We start from the raw sequence: 14907 nt of genomic DNA on the forward strand, positions 1-14907 counted from the left end.
CCTAGCATCGAGGCCCGTGGAGCGCTTCGTCGTGACAGGCGGCACCCGACTGGTCGGCGAGGTCGCCGTGCCCGGTGCCAAGAACTCCGTTCTCAAGCTGATGGCCGCGAGCCTGCTGGCCGCCGGTCGCACGACCCTGACCGCGGTTCCCGACATCCTCGACGTGACGGTGATGGGTGACGTGCTCACCGGCCTCGGCGCGAGCGTCGAGCGCGACGTCGAGGGCGGCTGGATCGGCATCGACGTCCCCGACGAACCCGGGGTCGCGGCCGACGGTGATCTCGTGCGGCGGATCCGGGCGTCGGTGGCGGTGCTCGGCCCGCTGGTCGCCCGCTGCGGGGAGGCCCGGGTCGCGCTGCCGGGCGGTGACGCGATCGGCTCGCGGGCCCTGGACATCCACGTCAACGGACTGACGAAGCTCGGCGCTGTGGTCGACGTCGAGGCCGGCGCCCTGGTCGCGCGCAGCGGCGGGCGGCTGCAGGGCGCGTCGATCTGGCTGGACTTCCCGAGCGTCGGCGCGACCGAGAACCTCCTGATGGCCGGCGTGCTCGCCAAGGGCACGACGGTGATCGACAACGCCGCGCAGGAGCCGGAGATCGCCGACCTGTGCGCGATGCTGACCGCGATGGGCGCCCGCGTCGAGGGCGCGGGATCGTCCACCCTGGTGATCGAGGGGGTGGAGTCGCTGACCCCGGTCGCGCACGAGACGGTGCCGGATCGCATCGTCGCCGGTACCTACGCGGTGGGCGCGCTGATGACCGGCGGCGACGTGATGATCCGGGGCGGGCGGGCCGGGCACCTCGGGATCGTGCTGGAGAAGCTGGTCCAGGCCGGCGCCGAGGTCGACGTCCGCGCGGACGGCTTCCGGGTGGTGGGCCGCGACCGGCCGCGCTCGATCGACGTCGTGACCCTGCCCTATCCGGGATTTCCGACGGACCTGCTGCCGCAGGTGATCGCGCTGGAGTCGATCAGTTCCGGGACTTCACTGATCACCGAGAACGTCTTCGACAGCCGGTTCGTGTTCTGCCGGGAGCTGCACAAGCTCGGCGCCGACCTGCGCACCGACGGCCACCACGTCATCGTCCGCCCGGCCCAGCGGCTCACCGGCGCGCGGGTGATGGCCTCCGACGTGCGGGCCGGGGCGGGGCTCGTGCTCGCCGGCCTGGTCGCCGACGGCGTCACCGAGGTGACGGACGTCCACCACATCGACCGCGGGTACGCCCGGTTCGTCGAGAGCATGACGGCGCTCGGCGCCGACATCCGCCGGGTCCCCGACCGGGCCGTCGCCTGAGCGACGCCCGCTCCCGGCCGGCGCCGGGTCAGGAATGGGAGCGGGGACCGCCGGGTGGGGCGGAACCGGGCGGTGCCGAGCCGGGCGGGGCCGACAGCGCGCGGGCGGCCCGGTCCGCGTCCGAGCCGAAGACGAGCACGTGCCGGCGCACGCGCGGCCGGGAGAGGATGTTGCCGGCGGCGTCGATGTGCAGCGGCGTCACCGCCGCCCCCCAGGTGGAGCGGATCCCCTGGGCGCGCAGGGCGCCGCGCAGCCGGCCGACCTCGGCGGGCGTGTCGACGACGGCGACCGCGACCAGCAGCCCGAAGTCACCGCCGAGCACCACCCCGCTCGGCAGCGCCCGCTGCGGCAGGCTGGCCCACCGGGCGATGACGAGCAGCAGGACGACGGTCAGCAGCGCGACCGCCGGTTCGATGAGATAACGCGCCATGCCCACGGGTAGCTGACACCTCCCGCTCGCCGCGCCGCGGCCGGGCCCGACCGTGGGCGCCTCGTGCAGGGCCGACGTGGGGCGCGCCGACCGACGGCCATCCGGATTCCATCGTCCCAGACGTCCGCGGATGGGGCAGGGGTTCCGGCCACGATTCTGCCGCGATTCCCCCGGGATTCCGCCACGGTTCCGGCACGGAATCCGTCCGGAGAAACATCCCACCGCGACGGCTGGGATCATCGAGACACCCGGCCCCGACCCCGCGTGGCCGATCGACGACGGTTCGGCTGAGGCGGGTGAAGGCGCCTCATGGTCCGCCCGCGCGGACCCGCACCGCAGTGCCAGTGCCACCCGCGTCCGGCGTGCCCTCATGGCGCGACCGGCGCGGGCCAGCCGGAAGCACCGGGCGCCCAGGCGGGGCGGCCGGGGACGGGAGACCAGATGAATGACAACGGTGTCAGCATGGTGGACGTGCACGGCCTGCCGGTCGCGGGCGCGGGCCCCGGACAGGCGGTCCGCCTCGTCGGCCGGGTGGACGTACGGACGGTGGGCACCCTGCGGTGCCTGCTGCACGCGGCCATCGACAACGGCAGCGGCCCGCTGCGGGTCGACGTCGCCGGGCTGGAGCTCGGCGACCACGCGGGGCTGGGCGTCCTGCTCGGTGGCGCGCGCCGCGCCCGGGCCGCCGGCCGCTCGATGGTGCTGGTCGACGTGCCGACGGCGCTCGGCCGGATGTTCGTCGCGGACCGGCTTGGCCGGCTGCTGCGTTTCGAGGAGACCGCCGACCTGGTGCACGTCGGGCACGCGTGAGCCCGGGCGGGCCGGCGGATGGGCGGTGTGGCGCGGGCTCGTCGGGCCGCCCCGCCCCGCCGGTTCCGGTGGGGGAGCGCACCGAACCGGGGCGGACGCGTACGGTGATCTCGGGAGCGCCCTCGTGTCAACGGGGGAGCCGATGCGGCATGCTTGCCGGGTACGTGCTGATCGGGTACTGCTTTCGGGTGACGGACCCGGCTCATGGCACGGTGGTTGCCGGACGGAGGCGTGCAGGACGTGGAGGTGCCCGCGCGGGTGGACATGGCCGGCGAACGCGGCACGCGATCCGCGGGACTGCTCGGGACGCGTGAACTCAGACCGATCGTCGTGGTCGCGGCGTTCCTCGTTGCCATCCTGCTCGGCGTCGGGATCGGCTACGCCACCGCGGACCGCGGCTCGGACGCCGTCACCGCGGCGCCGACTGCGCCGGCGGCGGCTCTGACGCCGGCCCAGCGGGTCCCGTTCTGGGCGACCAGTCGCCATCCCGGCGCGGGGCACCAGATGGTGCTCACCGCCGAGCCCGACCCGACCGCGCTGCGGTTCGCGCTGCAGTGGACGGTCGCCGACCGGCTCAAGGCCGACGGCACCGGCACCGTCACCGCCCAGCAGGTCAAGGTGGTGGAGGGCATGTACTTCGGCGCCGTCGAGGGGGCGGACGCGGCGCAGGACGAGTACTGGGCGATCGGCCGCATCGAGGTGCCGAGCCTTCCCACCGTGACATCCGGTCCGTACGTGTGGCGTCGGATCGGGTCCGGCCCGTGGGCGATCCTCGCGAGTGGAGCGACCGCGTGCGGCCAGATCCCGCAGCCGCTGCTCACGGTGTGGAAGGGCCAGCCGCCGCCCTGCACGGCCTGACACCGTTGCGCCCTGAGCTCGTTCGGTCGGCGGGGCGGGCGCGGGGCGCCCTGTCCGTACTACTCTCCTGACGTCGTCCGGGCCCGCGGCCCGGGCGGCGCGACGGCTTCAGCCGCTCGCTGGCCGCGCCCGGCCGGTGGGCGCTGGGGGAGGCGGCGGCCATGACGGACGTGTCCACTCGATCGACAGGCCACACCGGGCCGGTCCGGGACGACGCGCGGCCGGGCCATGGTGATCCGTCCGCGAGGCACGCCGCCGAGGGCGAGCGGCGCGACCGGCCGTGGATCATCCGGACGTACGCCGGGCATTCGAGCGCGGCGGAGAGCAACGCGCTGTACCGGCGCAATCTCGCCAAGGGGCAGACGGGCCTGTCCGTGGCGTTCGACCTGCCGACCCAGACCGGCTACGACCCGGACCACCCGCTCGCCCGCGGCGAGGTCGGCCGGGTCGGCGTCCCGGTCTCGCACCTCGGCGACATGCGGGCGCTGTTCGACCAGATCCCGCTGGCCCGGATGAACACGTCGATGACGATCAACGCGACGGCGATGTGGCTGCTCGCGCTCTACCAGGTCGTCGCGCAGGAGCAGGGCGCCGATCCGGCGCAGCTCGCCGGCACCACCCAGAACGACATCATCAAGGAGTACCTGTCGCGCGGGACGTATGTCTTCCCGCCCGGCCCGTCGCTGCGGCTGGTCACCGATCTGATCGCCTACACGGTGGCCGAGATGCCGCGGTGGAACCCGATCAACATCTGCAGCTACCACCTGCAGGAGGCCGGCGCGACCCCGGTGCAGGAGCTCGCCTTCTCGATCTGCTCGGCGATCGCCGTGCTGGACGCCGTCGCCGCCGCCGATCCGGCGTCCGCCGATCCGGCGTCCGCCGATCCGGCGTCCGTCGACGCGGCGTCCACCGACGCGATGACGCCCGGACGGATGACCGAGGTGTGTGCCCGCATCTCGTTCTTCGTGAACGCGGGGACGCGGTTCGTCGAGGAGATGTGCAAGATGCGGGCGTTCGGCCGGCTGTGGGACGACCTGCTGCGCACCCGGTACGGGGTGACGGATCCCGCCGCCCGCCGCTTCCGCTACGGCGTGCAGGTCAACTCGCTCGGCCTGACCGAGGCCCAGCCGGAGAACAACATCATCCGGATCGTGCTGGAGTCCCTCGGCGTCACCCTGTCGAAGGACGCGCGCTGCCGGGCGTTGCAGCTGCCGGCCTGGAACGAGGCGCTGGGCCTGCCGCGCCCCTGGGACCAGCAGTGGTCGCTGCGCGTCCAGCAGATCCTTGCCGACGAGACGGACCTGCTGGAGTACGACGACCTGTTCGCCGGGTCGCGGGTCGTCGAGCGGCGGGTGGACGAGCTGGTGGCCGAGGCCCGCGAGGAGATCGACCGGGTGCAGGCGATGGGCGGGGCGGTGGCCGCGGTCGAGACCGGCTACCTCAAGTCGGCGTTGGTGTCGTCCCAGGCCCGGCGGCGGTCGCGGATCGAGACCGGCGAGGACGTGGTCGTCGGCGTGAACCGCTACACCGAGACCGAACCGAACCCGCTGCTCGCCGAGCCGGGCGCGGCGATCCAGGCGGTGGACCCCGCGGCCGAGGGGGCGGCCCGTGAGGCGCTGGCCGCCTGGCGGGCCGGGCGGGACCCGGTCGCCGTCCGCGAGGCGCTGCTCGGGCTGCGCACGGCCGCCGGCACGGCGGCGAACCTGGTCCCGGCGACGCTGGCCTGCGCCCGGGTCGGGGTGACGACCGGCGAGTGGTCGGACACGTTGCGCGAGGTCTTCGGCGAGTATCGCGCCCCCACCGGCGTGGCCGGCGCGGTCGTCTCCGGCGACGGCGCGGGATCCGGGAGCGACGCCGGCAGCGCCGGTGGCCGGGCGGCGCGGCTGCGGGCGCTGGTCGTCCGCACGCGGGCAGAGCTGGGCCGGCCGGTGAAGCTGCTCGTCGGCAAGCCCGGCCTCGACGGGCATTCCAACGGCGCGGAGCAGATCGCCGTGCGGGCCCGCGACGCCGGCTTCGAGGTCGTCTACCAGGGCATCCGGCTGACCCCGGCGCAGATCGTGGCCGCCGCGGTGGAGGAGGACGCGCACGTCGTGGGCCTGTCGGTGCTCTCCGGCGCGCATCTCGACCTGGTGCCGCAGGTGCTCGACGGCCTGCGGGCCGCCGGGGCGGGCGATGTGCCGGTGGTCGTCGGCGGCATCATCCCGCCGGCCGACGCGCGGCGGTTGACCGAGCTGGGCGTCGCCGGCGTCTACACCCCGCGGGACTACGAGCTGGACGCGATCATCCTGGACATCCTGGGGGTCGTACGGTCGACGTATGGCCTCGATCCCCGCTGACGCCGACGCCGCCGCGCGGCGCGACCCCGTGCCGTCCCTGGACGACACGATCGCCCTCGCCACGAGGATCCACGCCGGCCAGATGGACAAGGTCGGCGAGGAGTACATCGGGCATCCGCTCCGCGTGATGGCGGCGGTCGCGCACACCGCCGGTCCCGCCGGCGTCGACGCGTACGCCGCCCAGGCCGCGGCCATCCTGCACGACGTGGTCGAGGACAGCGAGACCACGCTCGCGGACCTGGCCGCCGCCGGCTATCCCCCGGACGTCGTGACCGCGGTCGACGCGCTGTCCCACCGTCCGGGCGAGTCGACCCGCGACTACCTGGCCCGGGTCGCCGCCGACCCGCTGGCCGTGGTCGTCAAGCGGGCGGACATCCAGGACAACTCCGATCCCGGACGGCTCGCCCGGCTGCCGGCCGACCAGGCGCAGCGGCTGGCCGTCCGGTACGCGGGGCGACGCGCGCTGCTCGACGACCTCGTCCTGTCCACGCGCGGGCCGTTGCGGGGCGGGGCCCAGGGTTGACGCGCGACGATACCGACGATGCCGACGGTCCTGACGGTCGGGAGGCGGAGACGCCCTACCAGCGGCTGACCCGCAACTGGGCGGAGCTGCTCCAGGAGATCCGGGTCGCGCAGACCGGTGTGCAGATCCTGTTCGGTTTCCTGCTGACGCTGCCGTTCTCGGCGCGGTTCGGGGTGGTGGAGCCGTACCAGCGGGCGATCTTCATCGGTGTGCTGCTGCTGACGGCGCTCGCGTCGGCGCTGCTGATCGGCCCGGTGGCCTTCCACCGGATCGTCTTTCGCCATCACGCCCGGGCGGAACTGGTGCGCACGGCGAACGCGCTGGCCCTGGGCGGCCTCGCGGTGCTCGGGCTCGCGATCATCGGTGTCGTCCTGCTCGTGGTCAGCGTGCTGACGGGGGTGCTGACGACCGTCCTGATCGCGAGTGGGACGGCGGCGACGTTCGTCGTCGTCTGGGGGGTGCTGCCCGGTCTGGCCCTGCGCCGCTCGGGGCCGCGCGAGGGCGGCCACCCCGCGGACCGGGACAGCACCGCGGGCCGATGACGATCCACCGGGCGGTGTGTCGCGTCCAGGGGGGCGATGCCCGCGCGGAACGGGGCGAGTCGGCCGCGATACCGTGACCGCATGCGGCTCGTGATCGCTCGGTGCAGCGTCGACTATGTCGGGCGGCTGACCGCCCATCTGCCGAGCGCGGTCCGGCTGGTGCTCGTCAAGGCAGACGGATCGGTGTCGATCCACGCCGATGGCCGGGCGTACAAGCCGCTGAACTGGATGAGCCCGCCGTGCGCCATCGCCGAGGAGCCGGGCGTCTGGCGGGTCACCAACAAGGCCGCCGAGCAGCTCGTCATCACCCTCGAAGAGGTGCTGCACGACTCGACGCACGAGCTGGGCGTCGACCCGGGGCTGCGCAAGGACGGCGTCGAGGCGCACCTGCAGGTCCTGCTCGCCGACCGGCCGGACGCGATCGCGCCGGGGCTCACCCTCGTCCGCCGCGAGTACGAGACCGGGATCGGCCCCGTCGACCTGCTCTGCCGGGACAGCGACGGCTCGACGGTCGCCGTCGAGATCAAGCGTAAGGGCGAGATCGACGGCGTCGAGCAGCTCACCCGCTACCTCGTCCGGCTCGACGCGGACCCGGCGCTGCCCCACCCGGTGCGGGGGATCCTCGCCGCGCAGTCCATCACCCCGCAGGCGCGGCTGCTGGCCGCCGACCGCGGGCTGGGCTGCGCCGTCGTCGACTACGACGAGCTGCGTGGGCTGGAGCCGTCCATCCCGACCCTCTTCTGAGGCCCCTTCTCCGAGCGCCGCACGCCGCCGAGTGCCGCACGCCGCTGTTCGGCGGGCGTTTCCCTCTGTATGCGGCCCGTTTTTCCGGATAGCCGGTGTGACTCTTTGGCGAACTGGCGGCGCGGCCGGAACCGCGCGATGGGCCCTCGCACCCGCCGGGGTGATGTTGGGCCGACCTGCGGAAAGGCTGGGAGAATCGGCGGACCGCGGTTCGCCCGCGGGCGGTCCGCATTCCCGGGGTTGATATTCCCGGGCATTGCGTGGGCGGGCCGGCGGCGGGCGGCATCGATGTCAGGAGCCCGGCATGGCACAGCTGTCCCCGACTCCACAGCCCCCGAACGCGCACGCCCCGAACGGGCGGTCCCCGAACGGGCGGTCCCCGAGCACGTCGGCGAGCACGTCGCCGTCGCCGGCGTCCGGCTCGGCGGGTGGGCCGGTCGGCGTCGTGGGCCTGGGCACGATGGGCACCGGCATCGCCGAGGCGCTGCTGCGCAGCGGGCTTGCGGTGGCTGGTGTCGAACGCGACGCCGACGCCGTCGGCCGGGCTCGCGCGCGGATCGGGCGCTCGCTGGAGCGGGCGGTGCGGCGGGGTCACCTCGACCCGTCCGGCCCGCGGGACCTGCTGGCGCGCCTGGAGCTCGGCGCCGATCCCGCCGCCGTCGCCGGCTGCGGCGTGGTGATCGAGGCGATCGACGAGGACCGGGAGGCCAAGGCCGCGCTGCTGGCGCGACTTGACGCCATCTGTCCGCCGAGCACCGTGTTCGCGACGAACACCAGCTCGCTGTCGGTCACCGAGCTCGCCGCGGGCACCGGCCGCTCGGCGCGGGTGCTCGGCATGCACTGGTTCAACCCGGCGCCGAGGATGCGGCTGGTCGAGATCGTGCGGACCGTCGTGTCGGACGACGACGCGGTGGCGGCGGTCGAGGCGCTGGCGCTCGCGGCGGGCAAGACTCCGGTGATCGCGGCCGACCGGGCCGGGTTCATCGTCAACGCGCTGCTGTTCGGCTACCTCAACAACGCGGTGCGGATGGTCGAGTCCCACTTCGCCACCCGCGACGACGTCGACGCCGCGATGCGGCTGGGCTGTGGGCATCCGATGGGGCCGCTCGCCCTGCTCGACCTCATCGGGCTCGATGCCGCGTACGCCGTCCTCGCGTCGATGCACGAGCAGACCGGCGATCACCTGCACGCGCCCGCGCCGCTGCTCGGCCATCTGGTCGCCGCGGGCCTGCTGGGCCGCAAGACCGGCCGCGGCTTCTACACCTACGCGGGCGCCGACTCCGGCGAGGTGCTGCGCCCGCTCGACGGGCAGTCCCAGGCGGCGACCGGCGACGTCCCTCACAGTGGCCTGGACTCGCGGACGGCGCGGCCGGTGCGCACGGTGGGGGTGGTGGGCAGTGGGACGATGGCCCTCGGGATCGCGCAGGTGCTGGCTCGCGCCGGCCTGGAGGTGATCGTGCGGGCCCGCCGCCCGCAGGCCGCCGACGCCGTGCGCGGCCGGGTCGACGCCGCCCTGGCCGCGGCGGTGGACAAGGGGCGGCTGTCACAGTCCGACCGTGAGGCCGCGATGGGCCGGCTGCGCGCCACCACGGACCTGGGTGAGCTCGGTGGCTGCGACCTCGTGCTGGAGGCCGTCGTCGAGGATCTGGCGGTCAAACGGGAGCTGTTCACCGACCTCGACAAGGTGGCCCGGCCCGGCGCGGTCCTCGCGACCACGACGTCGTCCCTGCCGGTCATCGAGTGCGCGACGGCGACCAGCCGCCCGAGCGACGTCATCGGCATGCACTGGTTCAACCCGGCACCGGTGATGCGCCTCGTCGAGGTGGTGCCGACCGTGCTCACCGGCGAGGACGTGACGGCGACGGTGGAGGCGCTCGCCCGTGCCGCCGGGCGCCAGCCGGTGCGCTGCGCCGACCGGGCCGGGTTCATCGTCAACGCGCTGCTGTTCCCCTACCTGAACGACGCGGTGCGGATGCTCGAGTCGAACTACGCGACGATCGACGACATCGACACCGCGATGACGGTCGGCTGCGGCCACCCGATGGGCCCGTTCGCGCTCGCCGACGTGGTCGGCCTCGACGTCACGCTGGCGATCACCCGCTCGCTGCACCGGCAGTTCCACGAGCCCGGCTATGCCCCCGCCGGCCTGCTGGAACAGCTGGTCCGGGCCGGGTTCCTCGGCCGCAAGACCGGCCGCGGCTTCCGCGAGCACGCCGGGCGCTGAGCATCCGGGCCCCGCCGGGCGGCACCGCGGCCAGGGGTGGCGCGGCGCCGTCCGTCCCGGGCGGCACTAGGATGACGGTGATCGGCGGGAAGTCCTGGGTCGTCCGCGTCCGCGCGGGGATCTTCCTCCTGGCTCGCGCGACTCGCGCATGAGGAGGTACGACGACGGTGGTCACGCTGGACAGGGAGGCGCTGCGCTCCTTCGGTCGTGAGGTCACGATGTTCCTCCCGGACCTGGTGCTGATGCTGCGCCGGGTGATCGCCGACCCGCGGGTGCCGCAGTCGGCGAAGATGGAGGCCGCCGCGGCCTTGGCCTACCTGGTGTCGCCCAGGAACCGGATCACCAACGTGATCCCCGTCATCGGCCAGCTCGACGACGTCGCCATCGTCGCGTTCGCCTTCCGCCGGCTGGTCGTCGGCGCCGGCGAGCCGATCCTGCGCGAGCACTGGCGTGGCAGCGAGCGCGGTTTCCAGGTGCTCATCGGCGCGTCGTCCGCGCTGGCCAGCCCGGCCGGCGCGGTCCGGCGGGCGAAGCTCGCCCGGTCGCTGGTCGCCGCCGGCATCGACCGGGTGCGCGGCGCCACGGGGGGCACGGGCGGCGCCGGTGGGCGGCGCGGGCCCCGGGCGGGGTCGGCCGCGGCCGGCGACCCGCGTCGGGTGGTCGACGGCGAGGTGGTCGGGCGGGCCGAGTGGGTGGCCGTGCCGGACGATCCCGGCGGGCAGGACGAGGGCCGCCGGACGGGGCGCCGCGGGCGCGCCGGCGAGTCCGGTGGCAGATCCGCGCGCGGCAGGTGACACGCCGGGCGCGGCGGCGATCCGACCGGCACCAGGGCGGTCATGGCCAGCGGGGCGGTCATGGCCAGCGAGGCGGGCGGGGTGGCCGCGGGCGCCAGGCAGGCGGCGGGCGCGGCCCCGACGGCGAGCGGGGCGGGGGGCTGGCGGGCTGGTTACTGCCCGACGCGGTGGTGCGGCTGCGGGACGGCGAGTGGACCGTCCGCCCGCTCAGCGGGGCGGCGGCGGTGAAGGTCTACCGGTGTCCCGGGTGTGACCACGAGATCAACCCGGGCACCCCCCATCTGGTCGTGTGGCCGCCGGACGAGGTCGCGGACCGCCGGCACTGGCACCGGCCGTGCTGGGAACGGCGATGCCGGGCGGCCCGTCTCCCTCCGTACGCGGACTGAGCTGTCTGAACGGACTGAGCAGGCTGACGCGGACTGAGCAGGCTGACGCGGACTGGGCGGTCGCACCGCGAGCGCGCGCCCGCGGCCGCCGTCAGGCCCCTCGTACGCTGGCGCTGGCGGGCGCCGGCAGCGCGGCCGTCTCCCCACCGATCGCCTTGCGCTCCTCGATCGGCGCCGCCTCGATCGACGCGATGGAGGCGCTCGCCGCGGTGAGCTTGTCGCGCAGGGCGCCGAGCTGGGTCGTCACCTGGTCGCGCAGCGCGGCGAGCTGGGTAGTGACCTGCTCGCGCTGGCGTTCCAGGTCGGCGAGGCGACGCTTGGACTCGTCCTCGGTCGTCTGCGCGGTGGAGCGGGCGAGCTCGACGATCCGCTCGGCCTCGCCGCGTGCCGTGGAGACGATCGAGGCGGCCTGCTCGTCGGCGTCCCGCAGGGTCTTCTCCCGGGCCGCCTCGGCCTCGGTGACGATCCGACGGGCCTCCTCGAGCTGCGCCTCGGCCTCGCGGGTCCGCTCGGCGCGGACGGTCGCGGCCTCCTCCTCGGCGAGCTGGAGGATCTGGGTGACCCGGCCGCCGAACTCCTCCCAGGCGGGGCGGTTGGCGGCCAGGTCGTCGCGGACGCGGGCCGCTTCGCTCGCCGCCTCCGACGCCGCGGCCTCCGCCGCCGCGCGGTGGGCCTCGGCCTCGCGGAGCTGCTCGACGAGCCAGTTCACATGATGGGTGACCTGATTGGGGTCGTAGCCACGGCGCACCAGATCAAAGGCGGGGGGCCCGTCCGACTCGCCGGCCATCGGGATGAGATCCGTGTGTTCGGTCATAGGGCCTGAGCATCTCAGACCGTCAATGGGAACGTGCCGCCAGCCGGTGATTGGGCCCGTCCCGATTTCCGAGACTACACGCCACGGAACCGGTTGATTGCCCTCAGGTGGCGAGAGCGCAGCTCCTCGTCGCGGATACCCAGTCCCTCGGTCGGGGCGAGGCAGAGCACGCCGACCTTCCCCTGGTGTGTGTTGCGGTGCACATCGAACGCTGCCTGGCCCGTCTCGGCGAGGGGGTACACCCGGGACAGGGTGGGATGGATCATCCCGCGGGCGATGAGCCGATTGGCCTCCCAGGCTTCCCGGTAGTTCGCGAAGTGGGACCCGACGATCCGCTTGAGGTTCATCCAGAGGTAACGATTGTCGTACTCGTGCTGGAATCCGCTCGTTGACGCGCAGGTGACGATCGTTCCGCCGCGGCGGGCGACGTAGATCGAGGCGCCGAAGGTCTCCCGGCCGGGGTGCTCGAAGACGATGTCCGGATCGTCCCCGCCGGTGAGTTCGCGGATACGTCGGCCGAATCGCTGCCATTCCTTGGGATCCTGGGTGCGCTCGTCCTGCCAGAAGCGATAGTCCTCGGCCGTCCGGTCGATGATCAGCTCGGCGCCGAGCGAGCGGCAGACGTCCGCCTTGCGCGCCGAGGACACCACACAGACCGGGATCGCCCCGCCGCGCAGCGCGAGCTGGGTCGCGTAGGAACCGAGCCCGCCGGAGGCGCCCCAGACGAGCACGACGTCGCCCTGCTTCATCGCCGCGCCGTTGGTGGACACCAGCTGGCGGTAGGCGGTCGAGTTGACCAGGCCCGGGGCGGCGGCCTCCTCCCAGCTCAGGTGCGCGGGTTTCGGCATGAGCTGGTTGGCCTTGACCAGGGCGAGTTCGGCCAGGCCACCGAAGTTCGTCTCGAAACCCCAGATCCGTTGCTCCGGATCGAGCATCGTGTCGTTGTGACCTTCGGCGCGCTCGAGCTCGACCGACAGGCAGTGCGCCACCACCTCGTCCCCGGGAGACCAGACATGCACGCCCGGCCCTGTCCGCAGCACGACTCCGGCCAGATCGGACCCCACCACGTGGTAATGCTGGTCATGGCGGGCGGCAAGCGGGGACGTCCGGCCGTAGCGGGACAGGAACGTGAAGGTCGGCACCGGCTCGAAGATCGACGTCCACACCGTGTTGTAGTTCACGGAGGAGGCCATGACCGCCACGAGGGCCTCCCCGGGGCCGAGTTCGGGCGTGGGCACCTCGTCGACGTGCAGCGACCGGCGCGGGTCCTTCTCCCGTGTGGGCAGCCCGTCGAACATCCCGACCTCGTCGTGGCGCACCACCACGCCGCGGTAGGAGGCCGGGACCGGCAGCCCGGCGAACAGTGCCCGCCGGGCGTCCGAGGGCGGGTGCTGGGCGAGGATCGCAGTGAGGATGTCCTTCACGATCGGCCTCCGGCGGTGGGTGGTCGAGGACGGTGGGCGGGCGGCGGATGTTACTGATGGGTAGGGCAATGGGGTCGCGGGATGTGGGGGCTGTCTGTTTCGTGCGTGACGCGATAGAACGTTCGGGACAACTTCGAGGGGCAGGTCCGCGTCTAACGTCGTGTGACCGCGCCCATGACAGTCGTGGAGGGGTGGCGGCCCGTGCCTGCGCGGAGCGACGCCGCCCGTAGCGACGTCGCGCGGGACGCGGACGCCGCCCTGACCGCGTTGTACTCCGAGCACTACCGGTCACTGGTGCGTCTGGCCGCGCTGCTGCTGGATGACATCGGGCTGTGTGAGGAGGTCGTCCAGGACGCCTACATCCGGGTTCACGGCGCCTGGGGGCGCCTGCAGGACCGGGACAAGGCCCTGGCCTACCTTCGGCAGACCGTCGTCAATCTCGCACGTTCCACGCTGCGTCGTCGACTCGTCGCTCTCAAGCACGCCCCCAAGCCGATGCCCGATGCCGCGAGCGCGGAGGAGGGGGCCTACTCTCTGGTCGAACGGGCCGCCGTCATCCAGGCACTGCGCGAGTTGCCGCGGCGCCAGCGGGAGGCGGTCGTCCTGCGCTACTACGCCGACATGTCCGAGGCGGACGCGGCGGCGGTGATGGGCTGCAGCGTCGGCTCGGTGAAGGCCTACACCTCACGGGGCCTGTCCGCCTTGAGCGGCAAGCTGGAGGGCCTGCGGTGAGCGCGCTGGAACCGGACGAGCTCACTCGCCTGCTGACGGAGGCGGTCGAGCCCGTCCGGCCCTCCCCGGACGCCTACCGGCAGATCCGGGCGGGCATCGAGCGCCGCCGGCGGCTGCGGCTGCCCGTGTTCACCCTCGGCGGGATGGTGATGGCCGCGCTCATCGCGCTGGCCGTGGTCGCGATCCGGCCGAGCCCGAACAACCAGACCGTCGAGCCCGCCGCGCCGCCGGTGATGCCGACGAACTACACCGCGCCGACCCAGGCGGGCACCGTCCCGTCGAGCGGCGGGTCGGGCCGCCCCGGCACCGGCGGCGGGCACGGCACGGGCCAGGGCGGCGGCACGGCGGCGACGCCCACCCCGCCGCGGACCCGGACGACGACCCCGCCGGTCACGCCACCGGCGAGCACGGCGACCCCGTCGTCGCCCGCGTCGGCGTCCACCGGCGTCGGCAGCCCGCAGCTGCCCACCCCGGTGGCGAAGCCCGCGGGCGTCAACGACATCGACGGTGACGGGCGCCCCGACACCGTCGCGGCGGACGGCACCACCCTGCAGGTTCAGTTCTCCCGGGACAGCCAGGTCGCCCGCGTCCCGCTCAGCGGCCTCACCACACCGCTCAACAGCGCGGTCGTCGACATCGACGCCGACGGCTTCGGTGAGCTGCTGGTCCAGACCGGGGTGGCGAACGGCCTGAAGAGCTACGCCCTGCTGCGCTACACCAGCCTGGACACCCTCACCGCGCCCGCCCTGCCCTCCGGGCTCACCCTGACGGCGGGCGTGCGCAACGACACGGCCTACGGCTTCCGCTGCGGGCCCGACCACACCCTGCAGATCAACGTCGGGACCTCCACCGACGGCAGCCAGTTCAGCGTCGCGACCACCACGCTCGCGTTCACCCCGGACGGCCTGACCGCCCAGGGCACGGCGTCCAGCACGGCGCGGATCCCCTCCGACTCGTCGCCCTTCACGGTCGCCTGCGGCACCCTGTCCTGAGGAGTCG

At 73.9% G+C, this 14907-nt stretch carries 15 protein-coding genes; 12 read left to right on the top strand and 3 right to left on the bottom strand.

What is annotated here, in order from left to right; all coding sequences use genetic code 11:
- Positions 1–16 precede the first annotated feature (16 nt).
- Positions 17–1291 (top strand): UDP-N-acetylglucosamine 1-carboxyvinyltransferase, encoded by a 1275-nt coding sequence (gene murA / locus AC6EXY_RS12945; RefSeq protein WP_243407142.1) that lies wholly within the window; start codon positions 17–19, stop codon positions 1289–1291.
- A 28-nt stretch (positions 1292–1319) separates the two neighbouring features.
- Here murA and AC6EXY_RS12950 read toward each other — a convergent pair whose 3' ends face one another.
- A complete protein-coding gene (locus AC6EXY_RS12950; protein WP_101830107.1) occupies positions 1320–1721 on the bottom strand; it encodes a hypothetical protein in 402 nt (133 codons plus the stop codon).
- A gap of 441 nt (positions 1722–2162) precedes the next feature.
- Between AC6EXY_RS12950 and AC6EXY_RS12955 the strand changes: the two genes are divergently transcribed.
- The 9 genes from AC6EXY_RS12955 (at position 2163) to AC6EXY_RS12995 (ending at position 10938) form a co-directional block, all read left to right on the top strand.
- Positions 2163–2531, top strand: a complete 369-nt coding sequence (locus AC6EXY_RS12955; protein WP_101830108.1) for an STAS domain-containing protein — start codon at positions 2163–2165, stop codon at positions 2529–2531.
- A gap of 231 nt (positions 2532–2762) precedes the next feature.
- Entirely contained in the window at positions 2763–3389 is a 627-nt protein-coding gene (locus AC6EXY_RS12960) for a hypothetical protein (RefSeq protein ID WP_499842341.1), read from the top strand.
- A gap of 161 nt (positions 3390–3550) precedes the next feature.
- Positions 3551–5725, top strand: a complete 2175-nt coding sequence (locus AC6EXY_RS12965; protein WP_499818071.1) for a protein meaA — start codon at positions 3551–3553, stop codon at positions 5723–5725.
- Entirely contained in the window at positions 5706–6248 is a 543-nt protein-coding gene (locus AC6EXY_RS12970) for an HD domain-containing protein (protein ID WP_499818070.1), read from the top strand. The genes AC6EXY_RS12965 and AC6EXY_RS12970 overlap by 20 nt, the downstream gene beginning before the upstream one ends.
- Positions 6245–6790, top strand: a complete 546-nt coding sequence (locus tag AC6EXY_RS12975; RefSeq protein ID WP_101830110.1) for a DUF6328 family protein — start codon at positions 6245–6247, stop codon at positions 6788–6790. Before AC6EXY_RS12970 ends, AC6EXY_RS12975 begins: the two co-directional genes overlap by 4 nt.
- Positions 6791–6871: 81 nt before the next feature.
- Positions 6872–7534: an endonuclease NucS gene (nucS, locus tag AC6EXY_RS12980; RefSeq protein ID WP_101830125.1), complete on the top strand. Its 663-nt coding sequence runs from the start codon at positions 6872–6874 to the stop codon at positions 7532–7534.
- A gap of 304 nt (positions 7535–7838) precedes the next feature.
- The gene (locus tag AC6EXY_RS12985) at positions 7839–9758 is read left to right on the top strand and encodes a 3-hydroxyacyl-CoA dehydrogenase family protein (protein ID WP_499818069.1); all 1920 of its coding nucleotides are present in this window, start codon (positions 7839–7841) and stop codon (positions 9756–9758) included.
- Positions 9759–9925: 167 nt separating this feature from the next.
- Positions 9926–10552: a YkvA family protein gene (locus AC6EXY_RS12990; RefSeq protein WP_101830112.1), complete on the top strand. Its 627-nt coding sequence runs from the start codon at positions 9926–9928 to the stop codon at positions 10550–10552.
- Positions 10549–10938, top strand: a complete 390-nt coding sequence (locus AC6EXY_RS12995) for an Rv1322 family protein (RefSeq protein ID WP_499818713.1) — start codon at positions 10549–10551, stop codon at positions 10936–10938. The genes AC6EXY_RS12990 and AC6EXY_RS12995 overlap by 4 nt, the downstream gene beginning before the upstream one ends.
- Before the next feature lie 91 nt (positions 10939–11029).
- Here the strand turns inward: AC6EXY_RS12995 and AC6EXY_RS13000 are convergent, their stop codons facing one another.
- Together AC6EXY_RS13000 and ccrA are read right to left on the bottom strand one after the other, a co-directional pair.
- The gene (locus tag AC6EXY_RS13000; protein ID WP_101830114.1) at positions 11030–11752 is read right to left on the bottom strand and encodes an ATP synthase subunit B family protein; all 723 of its coding nucleotides are present in this window, start codon (positions 11750–11752) and stop codon (positions 11030–11032) included.
- Between the two features lie 74 nt (positions 11753–11826).
- Entirely contained in the window at positions 11827–13176 is a 1350-nt protein-coding gene (gene ccrA, locus AC6EXY_RS13005; RefSeq protein ID WP_101830115.1) for a crotonyl-CoA carboxylase/reductase, read from the bottom strand.
- 174 nt (positions 13177–13350) lie between these two features.
- Here ccrA and AC6EXY_RS13010 point away from each other — a divergent pair, with 174 nt between their 5' ends.
- Together AC6EXY_RS13010 and AC6EXY_RS13015 are read left to right on the top strand one after the other, a co-directional pair.
- A complete protein-coding gene (locus AC6EXY_RS13010) occupies positions 13351–13908 on the top strand; it encodes a SigE family RNA polymerase sigma factor (protein WP_101830116.1) in 558 nt (185 codons plus the stop codon).
- Positions 13905–14900, top strand: coding sequence for an FG-GAP repeat domain-containing protein (locus AC6EXY_RS13015; RefSeq protein WP_101830117.1), 996 nt, complete (start codon positions 13905–13907; stop codon positions 14898–14900). The genes AC6EXY_RS13010 and AC6EXY_RS13015 overlap by 4 nt, the downstream gene beginning before the upstream one ends.
- Positions 14901–14907: the final 7 nt, after the last annotated feature.

The sequence above is a fragment of the Frankia sp. RB5 genome (assembly GCF_059816245.1).

Coding starts and splice junctions, on each gene's coding strand:
- AC6EXY_RS12950 (WP_101830107.1), bottom strand. CDS start 1,721: ATGGCGCGTTATCTCATCGAACCGGCGGTCGCGCTGCTGACCGTCGTC.
- AC6EXY_RS12955 (WP_101830108.1), top strand. CDS start 2,163: ATGAATGACAACGGTGTCAGCATGGTGGACGTGCACGGCCTGCCGGTC.
- AC6EXY_RS12965 (WP_499818071.1), top strand. CDS start 3,551: ATGACGGACGTGTCCACTCGATCGACAGGCCACACCGGGCCGGTCCGG.
- AC6EXY_RS12970 (WP_499818070.1), top strand. CDS start 5,706: ATGGCCTCGATCCCCGCTGACGCCGACGCCGCCGCGCGGCGCGACCCC.
- nucS (WP_101830125.1), top strand. CDS start 6,872: ATGCGGCTCGTGATCGCTCGGTGCAGCGTCGACTATGTCGGGCGGCTG.
- AC6EXY_RS12985 (WP_499818069.1), top strand. CDS start 7,839: ATGGCACAGCTGTCCCCGACTCCACAGCCCCCGAACGCGCACGCCCCG.
- AC6EXY_RS13000 (WP_101830114.1), bottom strand. CDS start 11,752: ATGACCGAACACACGGATCTCATCCCGATGGCCGGCGAGTCGGACGGG.
- AC6EXY_RS13010 (WP_101830116.1), top strand. CDS start 13,351: ATGACAGTCGTGGAGGGGTGGCGGCCCGTGCCTGCGCGGAGCGACGCC.